The sequence below is a fragment of the Streptomyces avidinii genome (assembly GCF_045161815.1).
Classification (GTDB): Bacteria; Actinomycetota; Actinomycetes; order Streptomycetales; family Streptomycetaceae; genus Streptomyces; species Streptomyces avidinii.
This window is the reverse complement of sequence record NZ_CP108863.1, coordinates 4,143,996-4,163,720: the sequence shown is the minus strand read 5'-3', so window position 1 is coordinate 4,163,720 and position 19,725 is coordinate 4,143,996. Positions and strand designations below refer to the sequence as shown.

21 protein-coding genes are annotated in these 19,725 nt (G+C 72.0%); 9 read left to right on the top strand and 12 right to left on the bottom strand.

Annotation, left to right across the window (positions count from 1 at the left end; all coding sequences use genetic code 11):
• Window positions 1–9: 9 nt before the first annotated feature.
• On the top strand, window positions 10–618 hold the full coding sequence (folE, locus tag OG373_RS18420; protein WP_405439270.1) for a GTP cyclohydrolase I FolE: 609 nt from the start codon (window positions 10–12) through the stop codon (window positions 616–618).
• A 67-nt stretch (window positions 619–685) separates the two neighbouring features.
• On the opposite strand, the gene OG373_RS18415 is transcribed toward folE, so the two are convergent.
• The 6 genes from OG373_RS18415 to OG373_RS18390 all read right to left on the bottom strand — a co-directional run bounded on the left by OG373_RS18415 (window position 686) and on the right by OG373_RS18390 (window position 5,732).
• Window positions 686–1,174 carry a DUF3180 domain-containing protein gene (locus OG373_RS18415; RefSeq protein ID WP_405439269.1) on the bottom strand — a complete coding sequence of 163 codons (489 nt, stop codon included), beginning with the start codon at window positions 1,172–1,174 and terminating at the stop codon, window positions 686–688.
• Between the two features lie 46 nt (window positions 1,175–1,220).
• Entirely contained in the window at window positions 1,221–1,829 is a 609-nt protein-coding gene (gene folK / locus OG373_RS18410) for a 2-amino-4-hydroxy-6-hydroxymethyldihydropteridine diphosphokinase (protein ID WP_405439268.1), read from the bottom strand.
• Window positions 1,826–2,185 carry a dihydroneopterin aldolase gene (gene folB / locus OG373_RS18405; protein ID WP_030010912.1) on the bottom strand — a complete coding sequence of 120 codons (360 nt, stop codon included), beginning with the start codon at window positions 2,183–2,185 and terminating at the stop codon, window positions 1,826–1,828. The genes folK and folB overlap by 4 nt, the downstream gene beginning before the upstream one ends.
• A 131-nt stretch (window positions 2,186–2,316) precedes the next feature.
• The gene (locus OG373_RS18400; protein ID WP_266483259.1) at window positions 2,317–2,760 is read right to left on the bottom strand and encodes a nuclear transport factor 2 family protein; all 444 of its coding nucleotides are present in this window, start codon (window positions 2,758–2,760) and stop codon (window positions 2,317–2,319) included.
• 25 nt (window positions 2,761–2,785) lie between these two features.
• Window positions 2,786–3,649: a dihydropteroate synthase gene (folP, locus tag OG373_RS18395; protein ID WP_405444114.1), complete on the bottom strand. Its 864-nt coding sequence runs from the start codon at window positions 3,647–3,649 to the stop codon at window positions 2,786–2,788.
• A 235-nt stretch (window positions 3,650–3,884) separates the two neighbouring features.
• Window positions 3,885–5,732, bottom strand: a complete 1,848-nt coding sequence (locus OG373_RS18390; protein ID WP_397732811.1) for a phosphatidylglycerol lysyltransferase domain-containing protein — start codon at window positions 5,730–5,732, stop codon at window positions 3,885–3,887.
• A gap of 152 nt (window positions 5,733–5,884) precedes the next feature.
• On the opposite strand from OG373_RS18390, the gene OG373_RS18385 reads away from it, so the two are divergent.
• Window positions 5,885–6,994 carry an alpha/beta hydrolase gene (locus OG373_RS18385; protein WP_405439267.1) on the top strand — a complete coding sequence of 370 codons (1,110 nt, stop codon included), beginning with the start codon at window positions 5,885–5,887 and terminating at the stop codon, window positions 6,992–6,994.
• A gap of 119 nt (window positions 6,995–7,113) precedes the next feature.
• Here OG373_RS18385 and OG373_RS18380 read toward each other — a convergent pair whose 3' ends face one another.
• Entirely contained in the window at window positions 7,114–8,076 is a 963-nt protein-coding gene (locus OG373_RS18380; RefSeq protein WP_405439266.1) for an ABC transporter ATP-binding protein, read from the bottom strand.
• 148 nt (window positions 8,077–8,224) lie between these two features.
• On the opposite strand from OG373_RS18380, the gene OG373_RS18375 reads away from it, so the two are divergent.
• The 4 genes from OG373_RS18375 (at window position 8,225) to OG373_RS18360 (ending at window position 11,799) form a co-directional block, all read left to right on the top strand.
• Window positions 8,225–8,983, top strand: a complete 759-nt coding sequence (locus OG373_RS18375; protein WP_405439265.1) for an ABC transporter permease — start codon at window positions 8,225–8,227, stop codon at window positions 8,981–8,983.
• Window positions 8,984–8,987: 4 nt separating this feature from the next.
• Window positions 8,988–9,656: an ABC transporter permease gene (locus OG373_RS18370; RefSeq protein WP_405439264.1), complete on the top strand. Its 669-nt coding sequence runs from the start codon at window positions 8,988–8,990 to the stop codon at window positions 9,654–9,656.
• Between the two features lie 32 nt (window positions 9,657–9,688).
• Window positions 9,689–10,681 carry an ABC transporter substrate-binding protein gene (locus OG373_RS18365; RefSeq protein ID WP_405439263.1) on the top strand — a complete coding sequence of 331 codons (993 nt, stop codon included), beginning with the start codon at window positions 9,689–9,691 and terminating at the stop codon, window positions 10,679–10,681.
• 98 nt (window positions 10,682–10,779) lie between these two features.
• Window positions 10,780–11,799, top strand: coding sequence for a hypothetical protein (locus tag OG373_RS18360; protein ID WP_405439262.1), 1,020 nt, complete (start codon window positions 10,780–10,782; stop codon window positions 11,797–11,799).
• A gap of 396 nt (window positions 11,800–12,195) precedes the next feature.
• Here the strand turns inward: OG373_RS18360 and OG373_RS18355 are convergent, their stop codons facing one another.
• The 3 genes from OG373_RS18355 to OG373_RS18345 are packed head-to-tail and all read right to left on the bottom strand — an operon-like array spanning window position 12,196 to window position 14,487.
• Window positions 12,196–12,411 (bottom strand): hypothetical protein, encoded by a 216-nt coding sequence (locus OG373_RS18355; protein ID WP_053175704.1) that lies wholly within the window; start codon window positions 12,409–12,411, stop codon window positions 12,196–12,198.
• Between the two features lie 29 nt (window positions 12,412–12,440).
• Window positions 12,441–13,307, bottom strand: coding sequence for an arylamine N-acetyltransferase (locus OG373_RS18350; protein WP_405439261.1), 867 nt, complete (start codon window positions 13,305–13,307; stop codon window positions 12,441–12,443).
• Between the two features lie 37 nt (window positions 13,308–13,344).
• Complete coding sequence (locus tag OG373_RS18345) at window positions 13,345–14,487, bottom strand: NADH-quinone oxidoreductase subunit D (protein ID WP_405439260.1); 1,143 nt, start codon at window positions 14,485–14,487, stop codon at window positions 13,345–13,347.
• Window positions 14,488–14,518: 31 nt separating this feature from the next.
• On the opposite strand from OG373_RS18345, the gene OG373_RS18340 reads away from it, so the two are divergent.
• Both OG373_RS18340 and OG373_RS18335 read left to right on the top strand, forming a co-directional pair.
• A complete protein-coding gene (locus OG373_RS18340) occupies window positions 14,519–15,010 on the top strand; it encodes a PH domain-containing protein (protein ID WP_405439259.1) in 492 nt (163 codons plus the stop codon).
• Entirely contained in the window at window positions 15,007–16,455 is a 1,449-nt protein-coding gene (locus OG373_RS18335) for a PH domain-containing protein (protein WP_405439258.1), read from the top strand. The genes OG373_RS18340 and OG373_RS18335 overlap by 4 nt, the downstream gene beginning before the upstream one ends.
• Before the next feature lie 209 nt (window positions 16,456–16,664).
• Here the strand turns inward: OG373_RS18335 and OG373_RS18330 are convergent, their stop codons facing one another.
• Window positions 16,665–17,339: a response regulator gene (locus tag OG373_RS18330; protein WP_376565253.1), complete on the bottom strand. Its 675-nt coding sequence runs from the start codon at window positions 17,337–17,339 to the stop codon at window positions 16,665–16,667.
• A gap of 17 nt (window positions 17,340–17,356) precedes the next feature.
• Window positions 17,357–18,559, bottom strand: a complete 1,203-nt coding sequence (locus tag OG373_RS18325; protein ID WP_405439257.1) for a sensor histidine kinase — start codon at window positions 18,557–18,559, stop codon at window positions 17,357–17,359.
• A gap of 154 nt (window positions 18,560–18,713) precedes the next feature.
• Between OG373_RS18325 and OG373_RS18320 the strand changes: the two genes are divergently transcribed.
• On the top strand, window positions 18,714–19,700 hold the full coding sequence (locus tag OG373_RS18320) for an SAM-dependent methyltransferase (RefSeq protein WP_405444112.1): 987 nt from the start codon (window positions 18,714–18,716) through the stop codon (window positions 19,698–19,700).
• The last annotated feature ends 25 nt before the right edge of the window (window positions 19,701–19,725 follow it).

Here is a 19,725-nt window from a genome sequence, read left to right as displayed (position 1 = left end):
GAGGAAGCAATGACGGACCCAGTGACCCTGACCGGCGACGAGGGCACGATCGGCGTGTTCGACGAGAAGCGCGCCGAGGCGGCGGTCCGTGAGCTGCTGATCGCGGTCGGCGAGGACCCGGACCGCGAGGGCCTGCTGGAGACCCCGGCGCGCGTGGCGCGGTCGTACCGGGAGATATTCGCCGGCCTCTACCAGAAGCCCGAAGAGGTCCTGACCACGACGTTCGACCTCGGTCACGACGAGATGGTCCTGGTGAAGGACATCGAGGTCATGTCGAACTGCGAACATCACCTGGTTCCCTTCCACGGCGTGGCCCACGTCGGCTACATCCCGTCCACCGACGGCAAGATCACCGGCCTGTCCAAGCTCGCCCGCCTCGTGGACGTGTTCGCCCGCCGCCCGCAGGTGCAGGAGCGGCTGACCACGCAGATAGCGGACTCCCTGATGGAGATCCTGGAGCCGCGCGGGGTCATCGTGGTCATCGAGTGCGAGCACATGTGCATGACGATGCGCGGGGTCCGCAAGCCCGGCGCGAAGACGATCACCTCGGCGGTCCGCGGCCAGCTCCGCGACCCCGCCACCCGCAACGAGGCCATGAGCCTGATCATGGCCCGCTGAGCCGGTGCCTGCACACAGCGTGTAGGCGCCCGTGGCCCGTGGGCCCGTACGCCCCGGACCGGCGCCGTCAGGCGTGAGCGGCCGGGGCTTCCGGGGTTTCGTCGTCCTCGGGGAGCTTGAGGACGTGTTCCAGGAAGAGGGCCGCGGCGATGACCGCGACGCCCGCCAGGACCGAGAAGCCGGCGTACCAGGCCTGGTCGCGGCGGGCCGGGACGTCGAGGGCGTCGGTCAGCAGGAAGACGCCCACGCCGCCGTACATGCCCGCGACCAGGGCCGCCACCAGGGCGCTGGCCTGGGCGAAGACCACCGCGCGGGCCGCCATCAGCGGCTCCACGCCCTTGGCGCCCGGGCGGCGCTCGCGCTGGGCCTTGAGGCGGGACCTCAGCGACAGGGCGGTGGCCAGCAGCACCACCGCGATGACGCCCAGGACGATCGGCGCGGCCAGCGGAACGCCCGGCAGGATGCCGTAGGCGTTCCACAGGCGTGCGCCGGCCCAGGACAGGACCCCGGCGACCACGAAGATGCCTGCCAGGACCGCCGGCCTCAGTTGCTTCACTTGCCTGTTCCCCACTTTCAGCGAATAGCCGTGAACAGGCTAACGACTATTCGGGGAGGTGGAGTTCCAGGTCGAGGCGCGGCGTCACGCCGACCAGACCGATCTCGGCCAGCAGCGCGGCGACCTCTCCGCGGCCCGGGATCCGGGCTTCCGGGTCGATGTCGTGCCAGGGGGCCAGCACGAAGGCGCGCTGGTGGGCGCGCGGGTGCGGGAGGGTGAGGACCGGGTCGTCGGAGACGCGGTCGGCGTACGCGACGATGTCCACGTCGATGGTGCGCGGGCCCCAGCGCTCCTCGCGGACGCGGTCGAAGGCCTCCTCGACGGCGTGCGCGCGCTCCAGGAGCGAGGACGGCGGCAGGGTGGTCTTCACGGCGACGACGGCGTTCAGGTACGAGGGCTGCGAGCCGGGCTCGACGCCCCACGGCTCGGTCTCGTAGACGGGGGAGACGGCCTTGACCCGCATGCCCGGGGTGTCGCCGAGGGCGTCGATGGCGCCCTGCAAGGTCTCCAGCCGGTTGCCGAGGTTCGCGCCGAGCGCGATGACGGCCCATTTGGGGTTGGACAGGGTGACGTCCGCCGCGTCGACCGCCTCCACGACGGAGGCGGGGACCGGCTGGACGGTGGGGTCGCTCTGAGCGTTCAGTCCGTTGTTCATGCGCGGCTCCGGGTGATCGTGATGGTCACGTCGTCGAAGGGGACGGTGATGGGCGCGTCCGGCTTGTGGACGACGACCTCCACCTGCGCCACCGCTTCGTGCTTGAGGCACTGCTGGGCGATTCGCTCGGCCAGGGTTTCGATCAGGTCGACGGGCTCACCCTGGACCACGTCGACGACCTCTTCGGCGACGACCCCGTAGTGCACGGTCTTCGCCAGGTCGTCTCCGGCCGCAGCGGGACGGGTGTCGAGGTGCAGCACGAGGTCGACGATGAAGGTCTGGCCTTCCTCGCGCTCCCGGGGGAAGACGCCGTGGTGCCCGCGAGCCTTGAGGCCGCGCAGCGCGACACGATCCACGCGAATCACTCCTGCTTTCGTAGGTGCTTCCGGTCCCGGGGCTCCCCGGGGCCATGGGCCTGCGCCGAGTGCGGTCGGCGTCGTCCGTCTTCGAATTTACCTGCGAAATACTCCGGGTCCCGCCGGAGGGGTCAGGAGGCGTCCTCATCCTCGTCGTCGTCGGACTCCGTGAGGACGGGAGAACCGTGGTGGGACCACAGTCGCCAGCCCTCGGATGTGCGTCGGAACACATTCGTGGCGACGACCAGCTGACCGACGAGCGGGCCGAGTTCCCCGCCGTCCTCGGCGGGGCCGCCGCTGAGGATGTTCTCCGTACAGGTGACCAGGGCGGTATCACCTATTACGGCCACTTTGGTGTCGGTCAGGAAGAACTGGATGTAGTCGGTGTGCGACATGATGAGCGCGTACGAGCGCAGGACCTCGCCGCGGCCCGACAGCACCGGCCAGCCGGGGTGCACGCAGGAGATCTCGTCCTCCAGCCAGAGCGCCGACAGTGAGTCGAAGTCCCCCCGCTCCATTGCCTCGTAGAAGGCCGTGTTGACCTCTTCGACCGCCTCGATGTCGGTTCTGCTCACGGTGCTCCTTGTCGGTGGGTGACGATCAGAGTGCCCCTTCGACGGCCCGCGCAACCCGAACGGCGTCCGCGGTCGCCCGTACCTCGTGGACGCGTACGGCCCAGGCGCCCTGGTGGGCGGCGATCGCGGAGACGGCGGCCGTGGCGGCGTCGCGCTCGCGGGCGGGCGGCGGGGCCGCGTCGGCCGCGCCTGCCAGGACCCGGCCGAGGAAACGCTTCCTCGACGCGGCGACCAGCAGCGGGAAGCCCAGCGCGCGCAGCTCGGGGAGGTGGGCGACCAGGGCCAGGTCGTGTTCGGCGTTCTTCGCGAAGCCGAGACCGGGGTCGACCAGGAGACGCTCGGGGGCGATACCGCCGGCCACGACCGCGTCGATGCGGGCCCGCAGCTCGGCGGTCACCTCGGCGACCACGTCCTCGTAGACGGCGAGGCTGTTCATGCCGGCGCTGAAGCCGCGCCAGTGCATCACGACGAAGGGCACCTCGGCGGCAGCGACGGCCGGGATCATCCCGGGGTCGGCCAGGCCGCCGCTGACGTCGTTGACCAGCATCGCGCCGGCCTCGACGGCCCGGGCGGCGACGGTCGCGCGCATGGTGTCGACGGAGACGGTGACGCCCTCGGAGGCCAGGCCGCGCACCACGGGGACGACCCGGCGCAGCTCCTCCTCCTCGTCGACGCGGGAGGCTCCGGGGCGGGTGGACTCGCCGCCGACGTCGACGAGGTCGGCGCCGTGCTCGACGAGGTCGAGGCCGCGCTTGACCGCGGCCGTGGTGTCGAACCAGCGACCGCCGTCGGAGAAGGAGTCGGGGGTGACGTTGACCACGCCCATGACCCCGCAGCGGTCCCAGTCCGGCAGACCTGCGACCCGGCCCCTGCCGGTGGCTCCGCGCATCGTGTTCATAGGTCCAAGGGTAGGGCTGACCTGGATACAGCAGGGCCCCGGCGGCTCGTGGCCGCCGGGGCCCCGGCCGGGCGGGCGTACGGGGACTGCGTACGGGCTCTGCGTACGGGGACTGCCCCGGATCTGCGTCCGGCTTCCCCGGATGCGGGCTCGGGCCCGGATCCCGGGCCCGACGCGGGAGGCCCCGCCGCGTGCGGGGCCGCGGGTCCCGCACGCCCGGCGGGGGCTACGCCGCCTGGACCTCGCGCTCGGTCTGCTTGGGCACCGTCGTCATGTGGGTGTGCGTGCAGGTGCGCACCGGCTTGGGCCGCCGGCGGCTGGCGAACAGCCGGGGCAGGGCCAGCGTCACGAAGCCCTCGGCCTGCATCGCGGCGAAGCCGATGCGGGGCAGGTCGCGGGTGGTGCGGAAGACCACGAAGCGGGGCTCCCAGCGGGGGCGGAACTTCGCGTTGAACTTGTACAGCGACTCGATCTGGAACCAGCGGGACAGGAAGACCAGCAGGCCCCGCCACATCCGCAGGACCGGGCCGGCGCCGATCTTCTCGCCGCGGGCGAGGGCCGAGCGGAACATCGCGAAGTTCAGCGAGACCTTCTCGATCTTCAGACCGGGGGCGGCCTCCAGGGAGGCGACGATCAGCAGCTCGTTCATGCCGGGGTCGGCGGCGCGGTCGCGGCGCATCAGCTCCAGCGACATGCCGTCGGCGCCCCACGGGACGAAGTGCAGGACGGCCTTCAGGTCGCCGAAGGGGCTGGTGTCGCCCTCCTCGACGCGGTGGGCGGTGGCGATGAAGCAGTCGCCGTCGCCCGGGTCGCCGACCCGGCCCAGCGCCATCGAGAAGCCGCGCTCGGTGTCGGTGCCGCGCCAGGCCTCGGCGGCGCCGCGCACCTGCTCCAGCTCCGCCTCGGTGAGCTCGCTGACCCGGCGGACCTTGGTGGTGTAGCCGTTGCGCTCGATGCGCTTCACCATCTGGCGGACATTGCGCATGGCGCGGCCCGAGAGGGAGAAGTCTTTGACATCGACAATCGCCTCGTCACCCAGCTCCAGGGCGTCGAGACCGGTCTCGCGGGTCCAGACCTCGCCGCCGGTCTCGCTGCAGCCCATGACGGCCGGGGTCCAGGAGTGGGCCTTGGCCTCTTCCATGAACCGCTCGATCGCGCCGGGCCAGGCCTCGACGTCACCGATGGGGTCGCCGGAGGCGAGCATCACGCCGGAGACGACGCGGTAGGTGACGGCGGCCTTGCCGCTGGGGGAGAAGACGACGGCCTTGTCGCGGCGGAGCGCGAAGTGGCCGAGCGAGTCGCGGCCGCCGTGCTTGGCGAGCAGCTCGCGCAGCTTGCCCTCGTCGTCGGCGGTGAGCCGGGCGGCCGGGTGCTCGGGGCGGAAGGCGAGGTACATGGTGGTGAGGGCGGTCAGCATGCCGAGCGCGCCGAGGGAGTAGCCGACGGTCCAGGAGACCTGGCCGGCGTAGTCGACGGGGCCCTCGAAGCCGAAGAGGCCGTAGACGACGTGCGTGATCTGCTCGTACAGGCCCGGGTTGCCGACGACCTTGTTCGGGTGGACGTTGACGATGAGCAGGCCGAGTCCGATGGAGCCGGCGCTCATCAGCACGAAGTTCGCGAGCGCCTTCCAGCGGCTGCGCGGGTCGGGCAGCGCCTTGAATTCACCCTGGTGGCGCAGCAGCAGCGCGAAGAGCACCGCCGCGATCACCACACCGGGGATCGAGTGCCGGTAGAGGAACTGCGCCACGGCGCCGGCCGGCAGCAGGACCATCGCCGCCCGCCAGGCCCGGCGCTTGCGGCGCTTGAGGCCGTGCGCGAGCAGCAGGAGCAGTACGCCCGCGCTGATGGCGAGGGCTGCCGCGAACGGGCCGAAGACCGGCAGCACCTCCGCCACCGCGTGGATCCGGCTGTGCCGGAAGCGGGGGAACACCCCTGCCGCGATGTCCAGAAGGCCGACGATCATGACGGCCGTACCTACCAGGCCGGGCACCGACTCCGGCTGTGGTCCTCGGAGGATTCGGCGGACCCTGCTCGGAACCTGTCCCGACTTATCGCCATCTATCCTGCTAGACATCGCTTCCCGTTGCTCCGCGAGAGATCAAGTGGCCGAAGGCCGCAACAGCCTCCGGTGTGTGGTGCGTCCCTTAGGACGACATCGACGAGGAGCGGGTTCACTCTTTCGTCGGAAAAAAACAGTCCTGCCACCAGAAAGTCGACTGACTGCTCATGGGTCTCACCAGTAATACGGTTCTGGCGCTGGCCATCTTCGCCGGTGTGCTGCTCTTCGCAGCCACGGTCTGGTTCTGGCCGAAGCTCTCGAACCGCACCTGGCGCGCGTTCGCCGGCCGCATCGGGCTGCTGCTGGCGACCCAGCTGGCGCTGTTCTCGGCTGTGGGGCTCGCGGCTAACAAGTCGTTCCTCTTCTACGGTTCCTGGGCCGACCTGCTCGGCCAGGAGACGTCCATGGGCAAGGTCGTCGACCACTCGATGAGCAGCAAGGACATCAAGGTCGTCGACAAGCAGAAGCTGGACGTACCCGGCGGCGCCAAGCCCCAGGTCGGTGGTCAGATCCTGAAGGTTGCCATAACCGGGCAGAAGTCGAAGATAACGAGCCCCGGCTACGTCTGGCTCCCGCCGGAGTACTTCCAGCCGCAGCACAAGGACCAGAACTTCCCCGCGTCCATCGTCCTGACGGGCTACCCGGGCACCGCCGAGAACCTGATCAAAGGGCTCGACTACCCGATGAAGGCCTTCAGCCTGTCCAAGTCGGGCAAGATGAAGCCGATGATCCTCGTCATGCTGCGCCCGACCATCGCGCCGCCGCGTGACACCGAGTGCGTCGATATACCCGGCGGACCGCAGACCGAGACCTTCTTCGGCGAGGACCTCCCGCAGGCCATCAAGGACACCTTCCGGGTCGGCAAGAAGCCCCAGAACATGGGCTTCATCGGTAACTCCACGGGCGGTTACTGCGCTCTGAAGATCGCCGCGCACTACCCGGAGACCTTCGGTGCCGCCGCGGGTCTGTCCGCGTACTACGACGCCCCGGACGACCCGACGACCGGTGACCTGTTCCACGGGGACGAGAAGCTGAAGAAGCGCGCGGACGTGCTGCACAGCATCGCGAACAAGAAGCCGACCGGTACGTCCTTCCTCGTCACCAGCAGCGAGAAGGGCGAGCCGAACCTCGGCGACACCAAGAAGTTCATCAAGAAGGTGCAGGGCCCGGACCGGGTCTCCTCCATCATCCTCGACAGCGGTGGCCACAACTTCAACACGTGGCGACGGGAGATCCCGCCGATGCTCACGTGGATGAGCAATCGCCTGGAGGCCTGAACCGCCCCGCGCCGACCCGGCGCCGACGTACCTGTGACCGGCCTCCCGAGGCCGGTCACAGCCGTTTCCGGGACTGTCCGGGGGCCGGCCCCGGGGCTGTCCCGGGGCCGGTTCCTCGGCTACGCCTCCTGCAGCTGGGCCCGCCGCAGCGCCCGGTGGACCGCCTCCGGGGTCAGGACGCCGGCCAGTGCGCCGGTCTGCGGGTCGGTGACCCCGATCCGCCCCGAGTCCTCCTGCAGCAGAGCCGCGAGCGCCTCGCGCAGCGTCGCCCCCAGCGCCACCGTCGCGGCCGGGGCCTTCCCCTCCGCCGCCGCCAGGTCGGCCGCCTCGACCGCGGTCACCGCGAGCCGCTTGAGCCCCCGGTCGGCGCCGACGAAGGAGGCCACGTACTCGGTGGCCGGCGCCCCGAGCACCGCCGCCGGGCGGGCGAACTGCTCGATGGTGCCCGTCCCGTAGACCGCGATGCGGTCGCCGAGCCGGATCGCCTCCTCCAGGTCGTGGGTGACCAGCAGGATCGTCTTGCGCACCGTCCGCTGGAGCGTCAGGAACTCGTTCTGCAGCCGCTCGCGCACCACCGGGTCGACGGCGCCGAACGGCTCGTCCATCAGCAGCACCGGCGGATCGGCGGCGAGCGCGCGGGCCACGCCGACGCGCTGGCGCTGCCCGCCCGACAGCTGCTCCGGGTACCGGCCCCCGTACACGGCCGGGTCCAGGCCCACCAGTTCGAGCAGTTCGGCCGCCCGGGCGCGGGCCTGCGCCTTGGGGGTGCCGATCAGCTGCGGCACGGTCGCCGTGTTCTCCAGCACCGTCTTGTGCGGGAACAGCCCGACCTGCTGGATGACGTACCCGATCCGGCGGCGCAGCTCGACCGGGTCGGCGGCCGCAATGTCCTCGCCGTTCAGCAGGATCCGGCCGGAGGTCGGGTCGATCAGCCGGTTGACCATCTTCATCGTGGTGGTCTTGCCGCAGCCGGACGGGCCCACGAGCGTGACGAGCTCACCCTCCGCCACCTCGAAGGACAGGTCCTCGACGGCTGTCGTCCCGTCGGGGTAGCGCTTGGTCACATGCTCGAATCGGATCACAAGCTCATCTTTCCGCACGCGTGCCGCTGATTTGTGAAGGGCGTGTTGCCCCAGTGCGAAGGATTCCGGCCATTGTGGGTCGTGGGGGTTAGGGTCGCTGTGACGGGTGATCGTGAAGACGTACGTTCGAATGATGGGGGGTGGGGGCATGGCCGGGCAGAACTGCCTCGTGGCGAACGACTGGATCTGCTGGGACTACGTCACCTCCCGCTCCCAGGAACTCACCGACGCCACCCTCGAACACATATGGATCACGGCCGTATCCGTCCTGATCGGCATCGCCGTGTCCGTGCCGCTCGCCCTGCTGGCCCGCCGCGGCCGCCACTGGGCGGCGCCCGTCCTGGGCCTGACCACCCTGCTCTACACGATCCCCTCGCTGGCCATGTTCTCCCTGCTGCTGCCCGTCTTCGGGCTCTCGGCGGCGCTGGTGGTGACCGGGCTGGTGCTGTACTCGCTGACGATCCTGGTCCGTAACGTGCTGGCCGGCCTGGAGGCCGTCCCCGAGGACGTACGGGAGGCCGCGCGCGGCATGGGATACGGCCCCGGGCGCCTGCTGTGGCAGGTCGAACTGCCGCTCGCGCTGCCCGCGCTGCTCGCCGGCGTACGGATCGCCACCGTCTCGACGGTCGCGCTGACCACCGTCGGCTCCATCGTCGGCAAGGGCGGCCTCGGCAACCTCATCGCCCCGGCCGTGAACAGCTCCTTCAAGGCCCAGGTGCTCACCGCCTCCGTGCTGTGCGTGCTGCTCGCGCTCGTGGCCGACCTGCTGCTGCTCGGTGCACAGCGCCTGCTCACCCCGTGGACCCGGGCCGGCGGCGGTGGCCGGGCCGCGGCCCGTGCGAAGGATCCGGCCCGTACCGCGGCGCAGGCTCCCGCTCCCGCTCCCGCTCCGGCGAAGGGGGCCTGAAGCCGTGGACGTCATCACAGGGGCCTGGGACTGGCTGGCGAACGGCGCCAACTGGGTGGGGGAGAGCGGTGTCTGGCACCGGCTCGGCGAGCACGTCTACGTCAGCGCGGTCGCGCTCGCGCTCGCCTGCGCCGTGGCGCTGCCGATCGGCCTGTTCCTCGGCCACCTCGGCAAGGGCGGCACCCTCGCGATCAACATCTCCAACATCGGCCGGGCCGTCCCCGTCTTCGCGGTCCTGGCGCTGTTCATGGTCTCCCCGCTGCGCAACGCGGGCTACCTGCCGACCATCGCCGCACTCGTGCTGTTCGCCGTTCCGCCGCTGCTGACCAACGCGTACGTCGGCATGCGCGAGGTGGACCGCTCGGTGGTGGAGGCCGCCCGGGGCATGGGCATGTCCGGGACCCAGCTCTTCCTGCGCGTCGAGCTGCCGCTCGCCCGCGGCCTGGTGATGACCGGGCTGCGCTCGGGCGCCGTGCAGGTCATCGCCACGGCCACGATCGCCGCCATGGTCGGCCAGGGCGGCCTCGGCCGGATCATCACCGCCGGATTCAACACGTACAACACCCCACAGGTCGTCGCGGGCGCCCTGCTGGTGGCCGCCCTCGCCCTGCTGGTGGAGGGCGCGCTGGTGGCGGCCGACCGGCTGCTGCCCGGGACCGCGGCCTCCCGCTGAACCCTGTCCATCGCCTCGAACGGAGTACCTCCATGACCAAGACCACGCGCGTCCTCGGCGCGTCCCTGGGCGCCCTGGCGCTGACGGTGTCGCTGGCCGCGTGCGGCGGCGACAGCCTGGAGAAGAGCAAGGACGGCGGCGCGGCCTCCGACGGCTCCTCCTCGTCCGCGGGCGGCGGCAAGGGCAGCCTGGTGATCGGCGCGGCCGGGTTCACCGAGTCGAACGTGCTCGCCGAGCTGTACGCGCAGGTCCTGAAGGACGCGGGCTACAGCACGTCGGTCAAGACGGTCAACAACCGCGAGCTGTACGAGCCGTCGCTGGAGAAAGGCGAGATCGACGTCGTCCCGGAGTACGCGGCCACGCTCGCGGAGTTCCTCAACGCCAAGGTGAACGGCCCGAAGGCGCCCGAGGAGAAGCCGGTCGCCTCCAGCGACGTCGCGGCGACGGTGGCGGGCCTGGAGAAGCTCGCGGCCCCGCTCGGCCTGAAGGCGCTCGCCGCGGGTGAGGCGGTCGACCAGAACGCATTCGCGGTGACCAAGGAATTCGCCCAGAAGAACAACCTGAAGACCCTTTCCGATCTTGGTAAGTCCGGGCTCAAGGTGAAGATCGCGGCGGGCGACGAATGCAGCGTCCGGCCCTTCTGCGCACCGGGGTTGACGAAGACGTACGGAATTCAGGTTTCCGGCATCGACCCGAAGGGCGTCGGCACCCCCCAGGCCAAGCAGGCGGTCAAGGACGGCGCCGACCAGCTCGTCCTCACCACGACCACCGACGCCACCCTCGACAGCTTCGGCCTGGTCCTGCTGGACGACGACAAGAAGCTCCAGAACGCCGACAACGTCCTGCCGGTGGTCAACGCCAAGGACGCCGGTGCGCCGGAGGTCGCGGCCGTGCTCGACAAGCTGACCAAGGTGCTCACGACGGCCGATCTCGTCGACCTGAACCGGAAGGTGGACGCCGAGCGCGCCAAGCCGGCCGATGTCGCGAAGGCCTACCTGGAGTCCAAGGGCCTGCTGAAGAAGTAGCGCGCACGGGGTTGATGGAGAAATGTGGGGTAACTGCCCGGGAAGAGTTTGCCGGGCGGGTATCCCACTCGACCCCCATGCCCTGTAAATTTCGGGCCATGCCCCGTGGACGCCACCGCAATCCCGAACCCCTGCACCGGCTGCTCACGCCGACGACCGTGGCCGGCGTGTCCGTCGCCAGTGCGGGCGCGGCCTGGTTGCTGGCGGAACCGATGGCGCTGCGGCTGCTCGTGGCCGTCACGGCGGCCGCCGGGGTCGCCGGCGCCGTCGTCATGCGCGCCTGGGACCGCTCGGCGGGCCGCCGCGTCGCCGAGCTCGCGCGAGAGCGGGTCAAGGACGAGTGGCGGACGGACGAGCGGATAGCCGAGCTCGAATCCGACCTCGAAGAGGCCCGGGTGCTGCGGGCCCGGCTCGACGCCAAGCTGCGGGCCAAGCGGGTCGAACTGGCCGGCCTGCGCGGCGAGCACGCGGCGCTGCTGCGCCGGTACGCCACCGCCGAGACCGAGCGGGCCAGCGCCCTGGAGGGCCGCCGACTGCTGGCCATCGAGGCCTCCGCGGCTCCGGCCGCGGCCCCCAAGGAACTTCCTGCCGTCACCGAGGAGCGCACCTCGGCGGGCGCGCCCACCGCGGTCGGCTACGCCCGGGCCTTCGCGGCCCTGGGCGCGCTGGCCCGCAAGCGGCAGACGCGCGAGCTGACCGCGGCCCCGTCCGCCGCGTCCGCCCCGTCGCTCCCGGAGCCCGACCCCACTCCCGGCCCCGGCCGCGCTCCCGCCGGCGCGCCCTCGGTACCCGCGCGTCGCCCGGCGGCCGCGGTGGCCCCGTACGCGGCCCAGCGGCGCACGGCCTCCCGCGTCGAGGGCGGCTTCGACTTCTTCGGCACCAAGAACGCGGCGCAGGCCCGGGCGGTGATCGAGGCGGTCCAGAACGAGGACCTGGCCGATGTGGTCGGCGCCGAGGCCCTCGCCGTGCACAAGGCGGAGTCCGCCCGGGCCGTCGCGGAGCCGGAGTTCAAGCCGGCGACCGACGAGACCCGCGCGGTGGGCCAGGTCATCGACCTGACGGCCCACGACGAGACCGAGCCGATCGACGTGGTCCGTCTGCGCACCGCGATCTCTTAGGCCGTTGCCCTGCGGGGTGCGGCTCGCGCTGTGTCCCGGGCTCTGCCCGGACCCGCGCGGGTTGCCCTGCGGGCGGCTCGGCGGTGTCCAGCGTGTTCCGGTGCGGCGGGGTCGGTGGGGGTCGGTGCGTGGGGCCGAGCCGAGGAGACCCTCGTGCGGGGCACCGACCCACACCAGGACACGGCCGGCCGCACACCGCCGAGCACCCCGCAGGGGCACCGGCCGAGGAGACCCTCGTGCGGGGCACCGACCCACACCAGGACACCGCCGAGCACCCCGCAGGGGTACGGGTCGAGGAGACCGTGCGGGGCCCCGACCCACACCCCGAGCCGCCCGCAGGGCACCCCGTGCCGGGCCGTACACCGCCGAGCAACCCCGCAGGGGCAGGGCACGGTTTCAGAACAGTGGTAGCTGGCCCGGGTGTTCCGGGAGGGTGAAGCCGTCCAGGGTCGGGGCCGAGGCGCCGAGTACCACTCGGGCCCGGGAGCCGGGGCAGGACACCAGATCGCCGCGCCCCCGCCCCGAGGGCGGGTCGTGGCGGGCGATCCGGCCGGCGGTGACGGCGCAGTCGCGGCCGCAGGCGGGGCAGGCCCGGCGGGGGGAGTGGGACATGCCGCCCAGTCTGCCCTGCCGTACCGACATCAGTCCTGCTGGGAGGCGAGCCACGCCTCGTGCGCCCGCTCGATCCGGGCCCACAGCGCCGCCCGGTCCGCCGCCGTCAGGTCGTCGAGCTCGCGCCCGAAGACCGTGGACATGGCCTCGAAGAGCTCCTCCGGGCCCGCGAGTTCGCGCTTGTCGCGTCCGCCCGACGGGTCGAGCGTCAGCAGGATCCTGCCGTGCAGCCGGTTCATGACCCCGGCGTTCCGCCGCAGCATGAAGAAGGACTGCAGGAAGGGGGAGTCCTCGGCGGTGGAGAGCCGCAGGTGCTCGTCCGCGAAGTCGGCCATCGTGGCCGGGGCCGAGCGGAAGTTCATCGTGGGGAAGGGCGAGTCCTCGTTGAGGAAGGTCCAGCCCGCGCCGGCCCCGTCCGCCCCGTCCGCCCCGTCCGCGCCCTCCAGCGGCCGCAGACCGTACCGGAATCCCCGCTCGTAGCGGCCCTCGCGCAGGGGCAGCGGCTCGGGGGGCCCGTCGCCCAGGCCGACGTCCACGAAGTAGGCCTCCCCGTCGATCCGTACGGTCAGGGTGAGGTGGTCGCCGCTCACCTCCGTGGACTCCGGATCCGCGGACATGCCCCCGACGTGGCGGGTCACGTCGTAGCCGAGCTGCTCCAGCAGCGCCGCGAAGGCCCCGTTCAGGTGGAAGCAGTAGCCGCCGCGTCCGGCGCCGATGCGGCGCACGGACAGCTCCGGGTCGATGCCCGGCGGCCGGCCCAGCTGGATTTCGGTGTTCTCGAACGGGATCCGCTCCAGATGGGCCCGCGTGAGCGCGAACAGCCCTTCCACGGAGGGGGAGCCGGGGTCCGTGATACCGATCCGGGCCAGGTAGTCGGTGTATATGCCAGTGATCATGTGGACAGCCTAGATCCGGACATGTCCACGGGACGGGCTATTTGTCGATGTCGCCGACCACGAAGAAGAGCGAGCCCAGGATCGCCACCATGTCGGCGACCAACTGCCCCGGCAGCAGCACCGCCAGCGCCTGGATGTTGTTGTACGAGGCGCTGCGCAGCTTCAGCCGGTACGGGGTCTTCTCGCCCTTGGAGACGAGGTAGTAGCCGTTGATGCCGAGCGGGTTCTCGGTCCAGGCGTACGTGTGCCCCTCGGGCGCCTTCAGGACCTTGGGCAGCCGCTGGTTGACCGGGCCCGGCGGGAGGGCGTCCATCCGGTCCAGGCAGGCCACCGCCAGGTCGAGCGCGTTGTGGGTCTGGTCGAGCAGGCACTCGAAGCGGGCCAGGCAGTCGCCCTCGGTACGGGTGATCACCTTCAGGACGTCCTGGAGCTCGCCGTAGGCCAGGTACGGCTCGTCGCGGCGCAGGTCGAAGTCGACGCCGGAGGCGCGGGCGATCGGGCCGGAGACCCCGTACGCGTGCACCGCCTCGGCGGACAGGACGCCGACGCCGCGCGTACGGGCGCGGAAGATCTCGTTCCCGTGCACCAGCTTGTCGTAGACGTCCATCCGGGTGCGGACGTCGGCGATCGCGGCGCGGGCCCGGCCGAGCCAGCCGGCCGGGAGGTCCTCCTTGAGGCCGCCGACGCGGTTGAACATGTAGTGCATGCGGCCGCCGGAGATCTCCTCCATGACGGCCTGGAGCTCCTCGCGCTCGCGGAACGCGTGGAAGATCGGGGTGATACCGCCCAGTTCGAGCGGGTACGAGCCGAGGAACATCAGGTGATTCAGCACCCGGTTCAGCTCGGCCAGCAGCGTCCGCATCCACACGGCCCGCTCGGGGACCTCCATGCCGAGCATCCGCTCGACCGCCATGACCACGCCCAGCTCGTTCGAGAAGGCGGACAGCCAGTCGTGGCGGTTCGCCAGCATCACGATCTGGCGGTAGTCGCGGGCCTCGAAGAGTTTCTCGGCACCGCGGTGCATATAGCCGACCACCGGTTCGGCACTGACGATCCGCTCGCCGTCCAGGACGAGGCGCAGGCGCAGCACGCCGTGCGTGGAAGGGTGCTGGGGGCCGATGTTGAGCACCATGTCGGTGCTCTCCGCCGCTCCGCCGATACCGACCGTGGTCTCCGTCATGCGGGCATTGTCTCAGCCCTAGGGTGGACGCATGGAAACGGGGACAATGGGCGAGACGGGCGGGCCCGCGTGGGTCGGGCTGCCGGGCGGGCTGCTCACTCTGCGGCGGACGCTGCTGGTGATATGGACGGTGCTGCTCGCCGTCGTGACCGCCGTCGTACCGGGGCTGATGCTCGGCCCGGTGTGGGCGGTCCTCGCGGTGTTCTGGCTGCTGGTCCTGGCCTGGGGCTGGGTGTTCCTCGGCCGGAACTGGCGCTCCTGGCGGTACGCCGAGCGCGCGGACGACCTGCTGATCAGCCGGGGCGTGCTCTGGCGGGAGGAGACCGTGGTCCCGTACGGGCGGATGCAACTGGTCGAGGTCACCTCGGGCCCGCTGGAACGCCGCTTCGGCCTGGCCTCCGTACAGCTCCACACCGCCGCGGCCGCCAGCGACGCCAAGATCCCCGGGCTGGTGCCGGCCGAGGCGGAGCGGCTGCGCGACCGGCTCACGGCCCTCGGCGAGGCAAGGTCGGCCGGCCTGTGAGCCCCGGCCCGGAGGGCTCGGACCCCCGCCCCGAGGCACCCGACGCGCAGGCCCGCCCCGCGCCGCCGGCCGCCGGCAAGCCCGTATGTGTGGAGCCCGCCGCTGCCGGGCCCGCCGCAGGCGGACCGGTGGAGCGGCGGCTGCACCCCTTCACCCCGCTGCGCCGCGCCTGGGTACCGATCGCCGCGACCGTCGGCGTGCTCGCCCAGCAGGGCGACCAGGCCGGGCGATGGGTGGCCGACCTGTCCGCCCTCCTGCGGGTGGCGGCGCTGGCCGGCCTGGTCATGGTCTTCGGCGCGTACGGCTTCCTCAGCTGGTGGTTCACCCACTACGCCATCACCGACACCGAACTGCGCATCCGCAGCGGGCTCCTCTTCCGGCGTACCGCGCACATCCGCCTCGACCGGCTCCAGGCCGTGGACGTCACCCGCCCCCTCCTGGCCCGGCTGACCGGCGTCGCCAGCCTGCGGCTCGACGTCATCGGCACCGAGGAGAAGGACCAGCTGTCCTTCCTCAGCGAGAAGGAGGCCGTCGCCCTGCGCGCCGAGCTCCTCGCCCGCGCGGCCGGCTTCGCCCCCGAGGAGGCCGTACGCCTGGGCGAGGCCCCCGAACGCGAACTGCTGCGGGTGAGCCCGCGCGAGCTCGTCGTGTCGCTGCTGCTCAACCTGGGCATCTGGGCCCTGCTGGTCCCGGGGCTGACCGTGCCGGCCGTCGTGTGGTGGGTCAGCTCCAGCCCGTGGGCGGCCCTCGTCTCCGTGCTCCCGATGCTCGGCGCGGTCTGGGCGGGCACCGCCGGCCGCTTCATGACCGAGTACGACTGGCGGGTCGCCGAGTCCCCGGACGGGCTGCGGCTGGACCACGGCCTGCTGGACCGGGCCCACGAGACCGTGCCGCCGGGGCGCGTGCAGAACGTACGGATCGTGGAGCCGCTGCTGTGGCGGCGCCGGGGCCTGGTCCGCGTCGAGCTGAAGGTCGCGGGCTCGAACAACACGGTCCTGGTCCCGGTGGCCTCGCGGGACGCCGCCTCCGCCGTGATCGCCCGGGTGCTGCCCGGGGTGGACCTGGCGGCCCTGTCCTTCTCCGGCTCCCCGCGGACCGGGTCCCGCTGGGTGGTTCCGGTGTGGTGGAAGGGCTACGCCCTGGCCGTCTCCCCGGAGGTGTTCGCCGCCCGGCACGGCCGCCTGTGCCGGCGTACGGAGATCGTCCCGCACGCCAAGGTGCAGAGCGTCCGCTTCACGCAGGGGCCGTGGGCCCGCGCCCGCGGCGTGGCCGACGTCCACGTGGACACCGGCGCGAACTGCACCGTCACGGCCCGGCTCCGCCCGGAGCCGGAGGCCGCGACCCTGCTGCACGCCCAGGCCGCCCGCTCCCGCACCTCCCGGGCCTCGGCCCGCCCGGACCGCTGGATGACGGCCCGGCCACCGGCTCCGGAGCCGGGCGCGTAGGAGGGTGGGGCTAGGCCGTCTCTTCCGGATCCTGCCGGGCCCGCGACGTCCGGCACCGCACCTCGCTGCGTTGTCGGGCCCGCCCCGGTACGTCCGGTACAAGGACGATCCTCCGCCTTGCGATGCTTCCCCTCGGCCCCTGCGGGCCTGGGGAGACCCCATGGCACCGGACGCCGCGGGCTCGGCCGACAAGATCCGAAAGAGACGGCCTAGCCGGCTCCGCCGCCCGCGCGGACCAGGCCCGTCTCGTACGCCAGGACCACCACCTGGACCCGGTCGCGGAGCCCCAGCTTGGTCAGGATGCGGCCCACGTGGGTCTTGACCGTCGCCTCGGAGAGGACCAGCCGGGCCGCGATCTCGCCGTTCGACAGGCCCTGCGCCACCAGCAGCATGACCTCGCGCTCGCGCTCCGTCAGCCGCTCGATCTCCTTGTTCTGCGGCTCCTGCGTGGTCGTCGGCAGCATCGGCGCGAAGCGGTCCAGCAGGCGCCGCGTCGTGGACGGGGCCACCACCGCGTCCCCGCTGTGCACCGAGCGGATGGCCGCGAGCAGCTCGCCCGGCGGGACGTCCTTCAGCATGAATCCGCTCGCGCCCGCCTTCAGGCCCGAGAAGGCGTACTCGTCCAGGTCGAAGGTGGTCAGGATGATCACCTTCGGGTGTTCCTCCGGCTCGCAGATCCGCCGCGTCGCCTCGACCCCGTCCAGCCGGGGCATGCGGACGTCCATCAGCACCACGTCCACCTTCGTGGCCCGCAGCACCTCCAGCGCCTCCAGGCCGTCTCCCGCCTCGGCGACGACCTCCATGTCCGGCTGGGCGGCGAGCACCATACGGAAACCGGTGCGCAGCAGCACCTGGTCGTCGACCAGCATCACGCGGATGGACATCAGTTACCTCGTCCTCGTCATCTCTTCTTCAGGGGAAGCAGTGCGCTGATCCGGAAACCGCCACCGGGCCGCGGCCCCGCGTCCAGGGTTCCGCCGACCATACCGATGCGCTCGCGCATGCCGATCAGCCCGTGCCCGGCGCCGTCGGCGCCGCCGTCCTCGTACAGCTCGTGGGCCGCGCCCCGGCCGTCGTCCTCGACCAGCAGGCCCAGCCCGTCGTCGAAGTAGACCAGCCGGACGCTGGCACTCGCGTCCGGGCCGCCGTGTTTGCGGGTGTTGGTCAGGGCCTCCTGCACGATCCGGTACGCCGTCAGCTCGACCCCGCTGGGCAGCCGGCGCGGGGCGCCCTCGACCTCGAAGTCCACCGCGAGCCCTGCCGCCCGTACCTGCTCGACCAGGACCTCGATCTGTTCGACGTCGGGCTGGGGCACGTAGTCCTCGGACTCCTGCGGCTCGCCGGTGCGCAGTACGCCCAGCAGCCGCCGCATCTCCGCCAGTGCCTGACGGCCGGTGCCGGAGATGGTCTGGAGGGCTTCCTTGGCCTGTTCGGGGGCCACGTCCATGACGTACGCCGCTCCGTCCGCCTGGACCACCATCACCGAGACGTTGTGCGCGACGACGTCGTGCAGCTCGCGGGCGATCCGGGCGCGCTCGGCGGCCACCGCCACCTTGGCCTGGGCCTCGCGCTGGTTCTCCAGGCGCTGGTTCCGCTCGACGAGCTGGGCGTAGTAGGCCCGGCGGGTGCGCAGGGAGTCGCCGAGCACCCAGGCGAGGGCGAACGGGACGATCGCGAAGAGCACGAAGAAGAAGTTGTCGCGCAAGTTGCCCTTGTCCACCGCGAAGCGCACGGCGTACAGGGGCGAGGCGAGGAATCCGATGGCGAACGCGGTACGGGACATCCGGCGCGAGATGTCGGCGGAGGCGGCCACCGTGTACAGGATGATCAGCATCGCGAGGTCGGCGTTGTTCACGTCGGTATGGGTGATCAGCTTGTAGACGCCGGTGCCGACGGCCAGCCAGAACATCGCCAGCGTCCACTTGCGGCGCAGGGCCACCACGACGCCCATCGCCACCACCGCTGGGACGGCGAGCAGCCGTGCGGTGGTGCTGCTGAAACTGTCGTCGGCGACTTGCAGCATCCCGATCCCGAAGAGGAGGACAGCCCAGAAGCTGTCGACGCCCGTCGGGTGTCTGCGGAGGAAGTCGTAGAGGCGCTGCACGTAACCCAGAGTAGGGAACGCGGATAGGTGCTGGAGTCAACCAGAGGTCCGAACCTGACCTCGGGCGAGTACTCCCCAAGGTGGACGGAAGCATAGCCTTTGTCCGGTGAGCTCTCAGGGTGAAGGTGTGGACCGGGTCCGGTGGCGCGCGGCGATGGACGTCGCGCTGTACGGGCCCGAGGGCTTCTACGTGCGGCCGGGCGGGCCGGGGCCCGCCGGGCACTTCCGTACCTCCGTGCACGCCTCGCCGCTGTACGCGGGGGCCGTGGCCCGGCTGCTGGAGTGGGTGGACGGCGAGCTCGGGCATCCGGCGGAGCTGGACCTGGTGGACATGGGGGCCGGCCGGGGGGAGCTGCTGGCCGGGGTGCTCGCCGCGCTGGAGCCGGGGACGGCCGCGCGGGTGCGCCCGTACGCCGTGGAACGGGCCGGGCGGCCGGCCGGGCTCGACCCGCGGATCCGCTGGGTCGCGGCCCCGCCGGACCGGGCGACGGGGCTGCTCTTCGCCAACGAGTGGCTGGACAACGTGCCCCTGGAGATCGCCGAGGACGGGCGCTACGTCCTGGTCGCCCCGGACGGTACGGAGAGTCCGGGCGGCCCGCTGGACGGCGCGGACCGGGCCTGGCTGGAGCGGTGGTGGCCGGGCGGCGGCCGCGCGGAGATCGGCCGGGCCCGCGACGAGGCCTGGGCGGCGGCCGCGGGGACCCTGGAGCGGGGCCTGGCGGTGGCGGTGGACTACGTCCACACCCGGGACGCGCGGCCCCCGTACGGCACCCTGACGGGCTTTCGCGCCGGGCGGGAGGTCCCTCCGGTCCCGGACGGCAGCTGCGATGTCACCGCCCACGTGGCGCTGGACTCCTGCGCGGGGCCGGGTGCGCTCCTGCTGACCCAGCGCGAGGCGCTGGCCGCGCTCGGTGTCTCGGGTGCCAGGCCCCCGCTGGCCCTGGCCGGGGCGGACCCGGTGGCCTACGTACGGGCCCTGTCCGCGGCCGGCGAGGCCGCCGAGCTGACGGACCGCGCCGGGCTGGGGGCCTTCGGCTGGCTGGTACAGCCGGTCGGCATCCCGGCCCCCGCGTGGCCGGGGGGGCGGACTCGGCGGGATGCCGGCGCACCCGGACGGGGAGGACGCCGCCTAGTGCTGTGACCGGAAAGGTTTGCCGTGCCGGGCG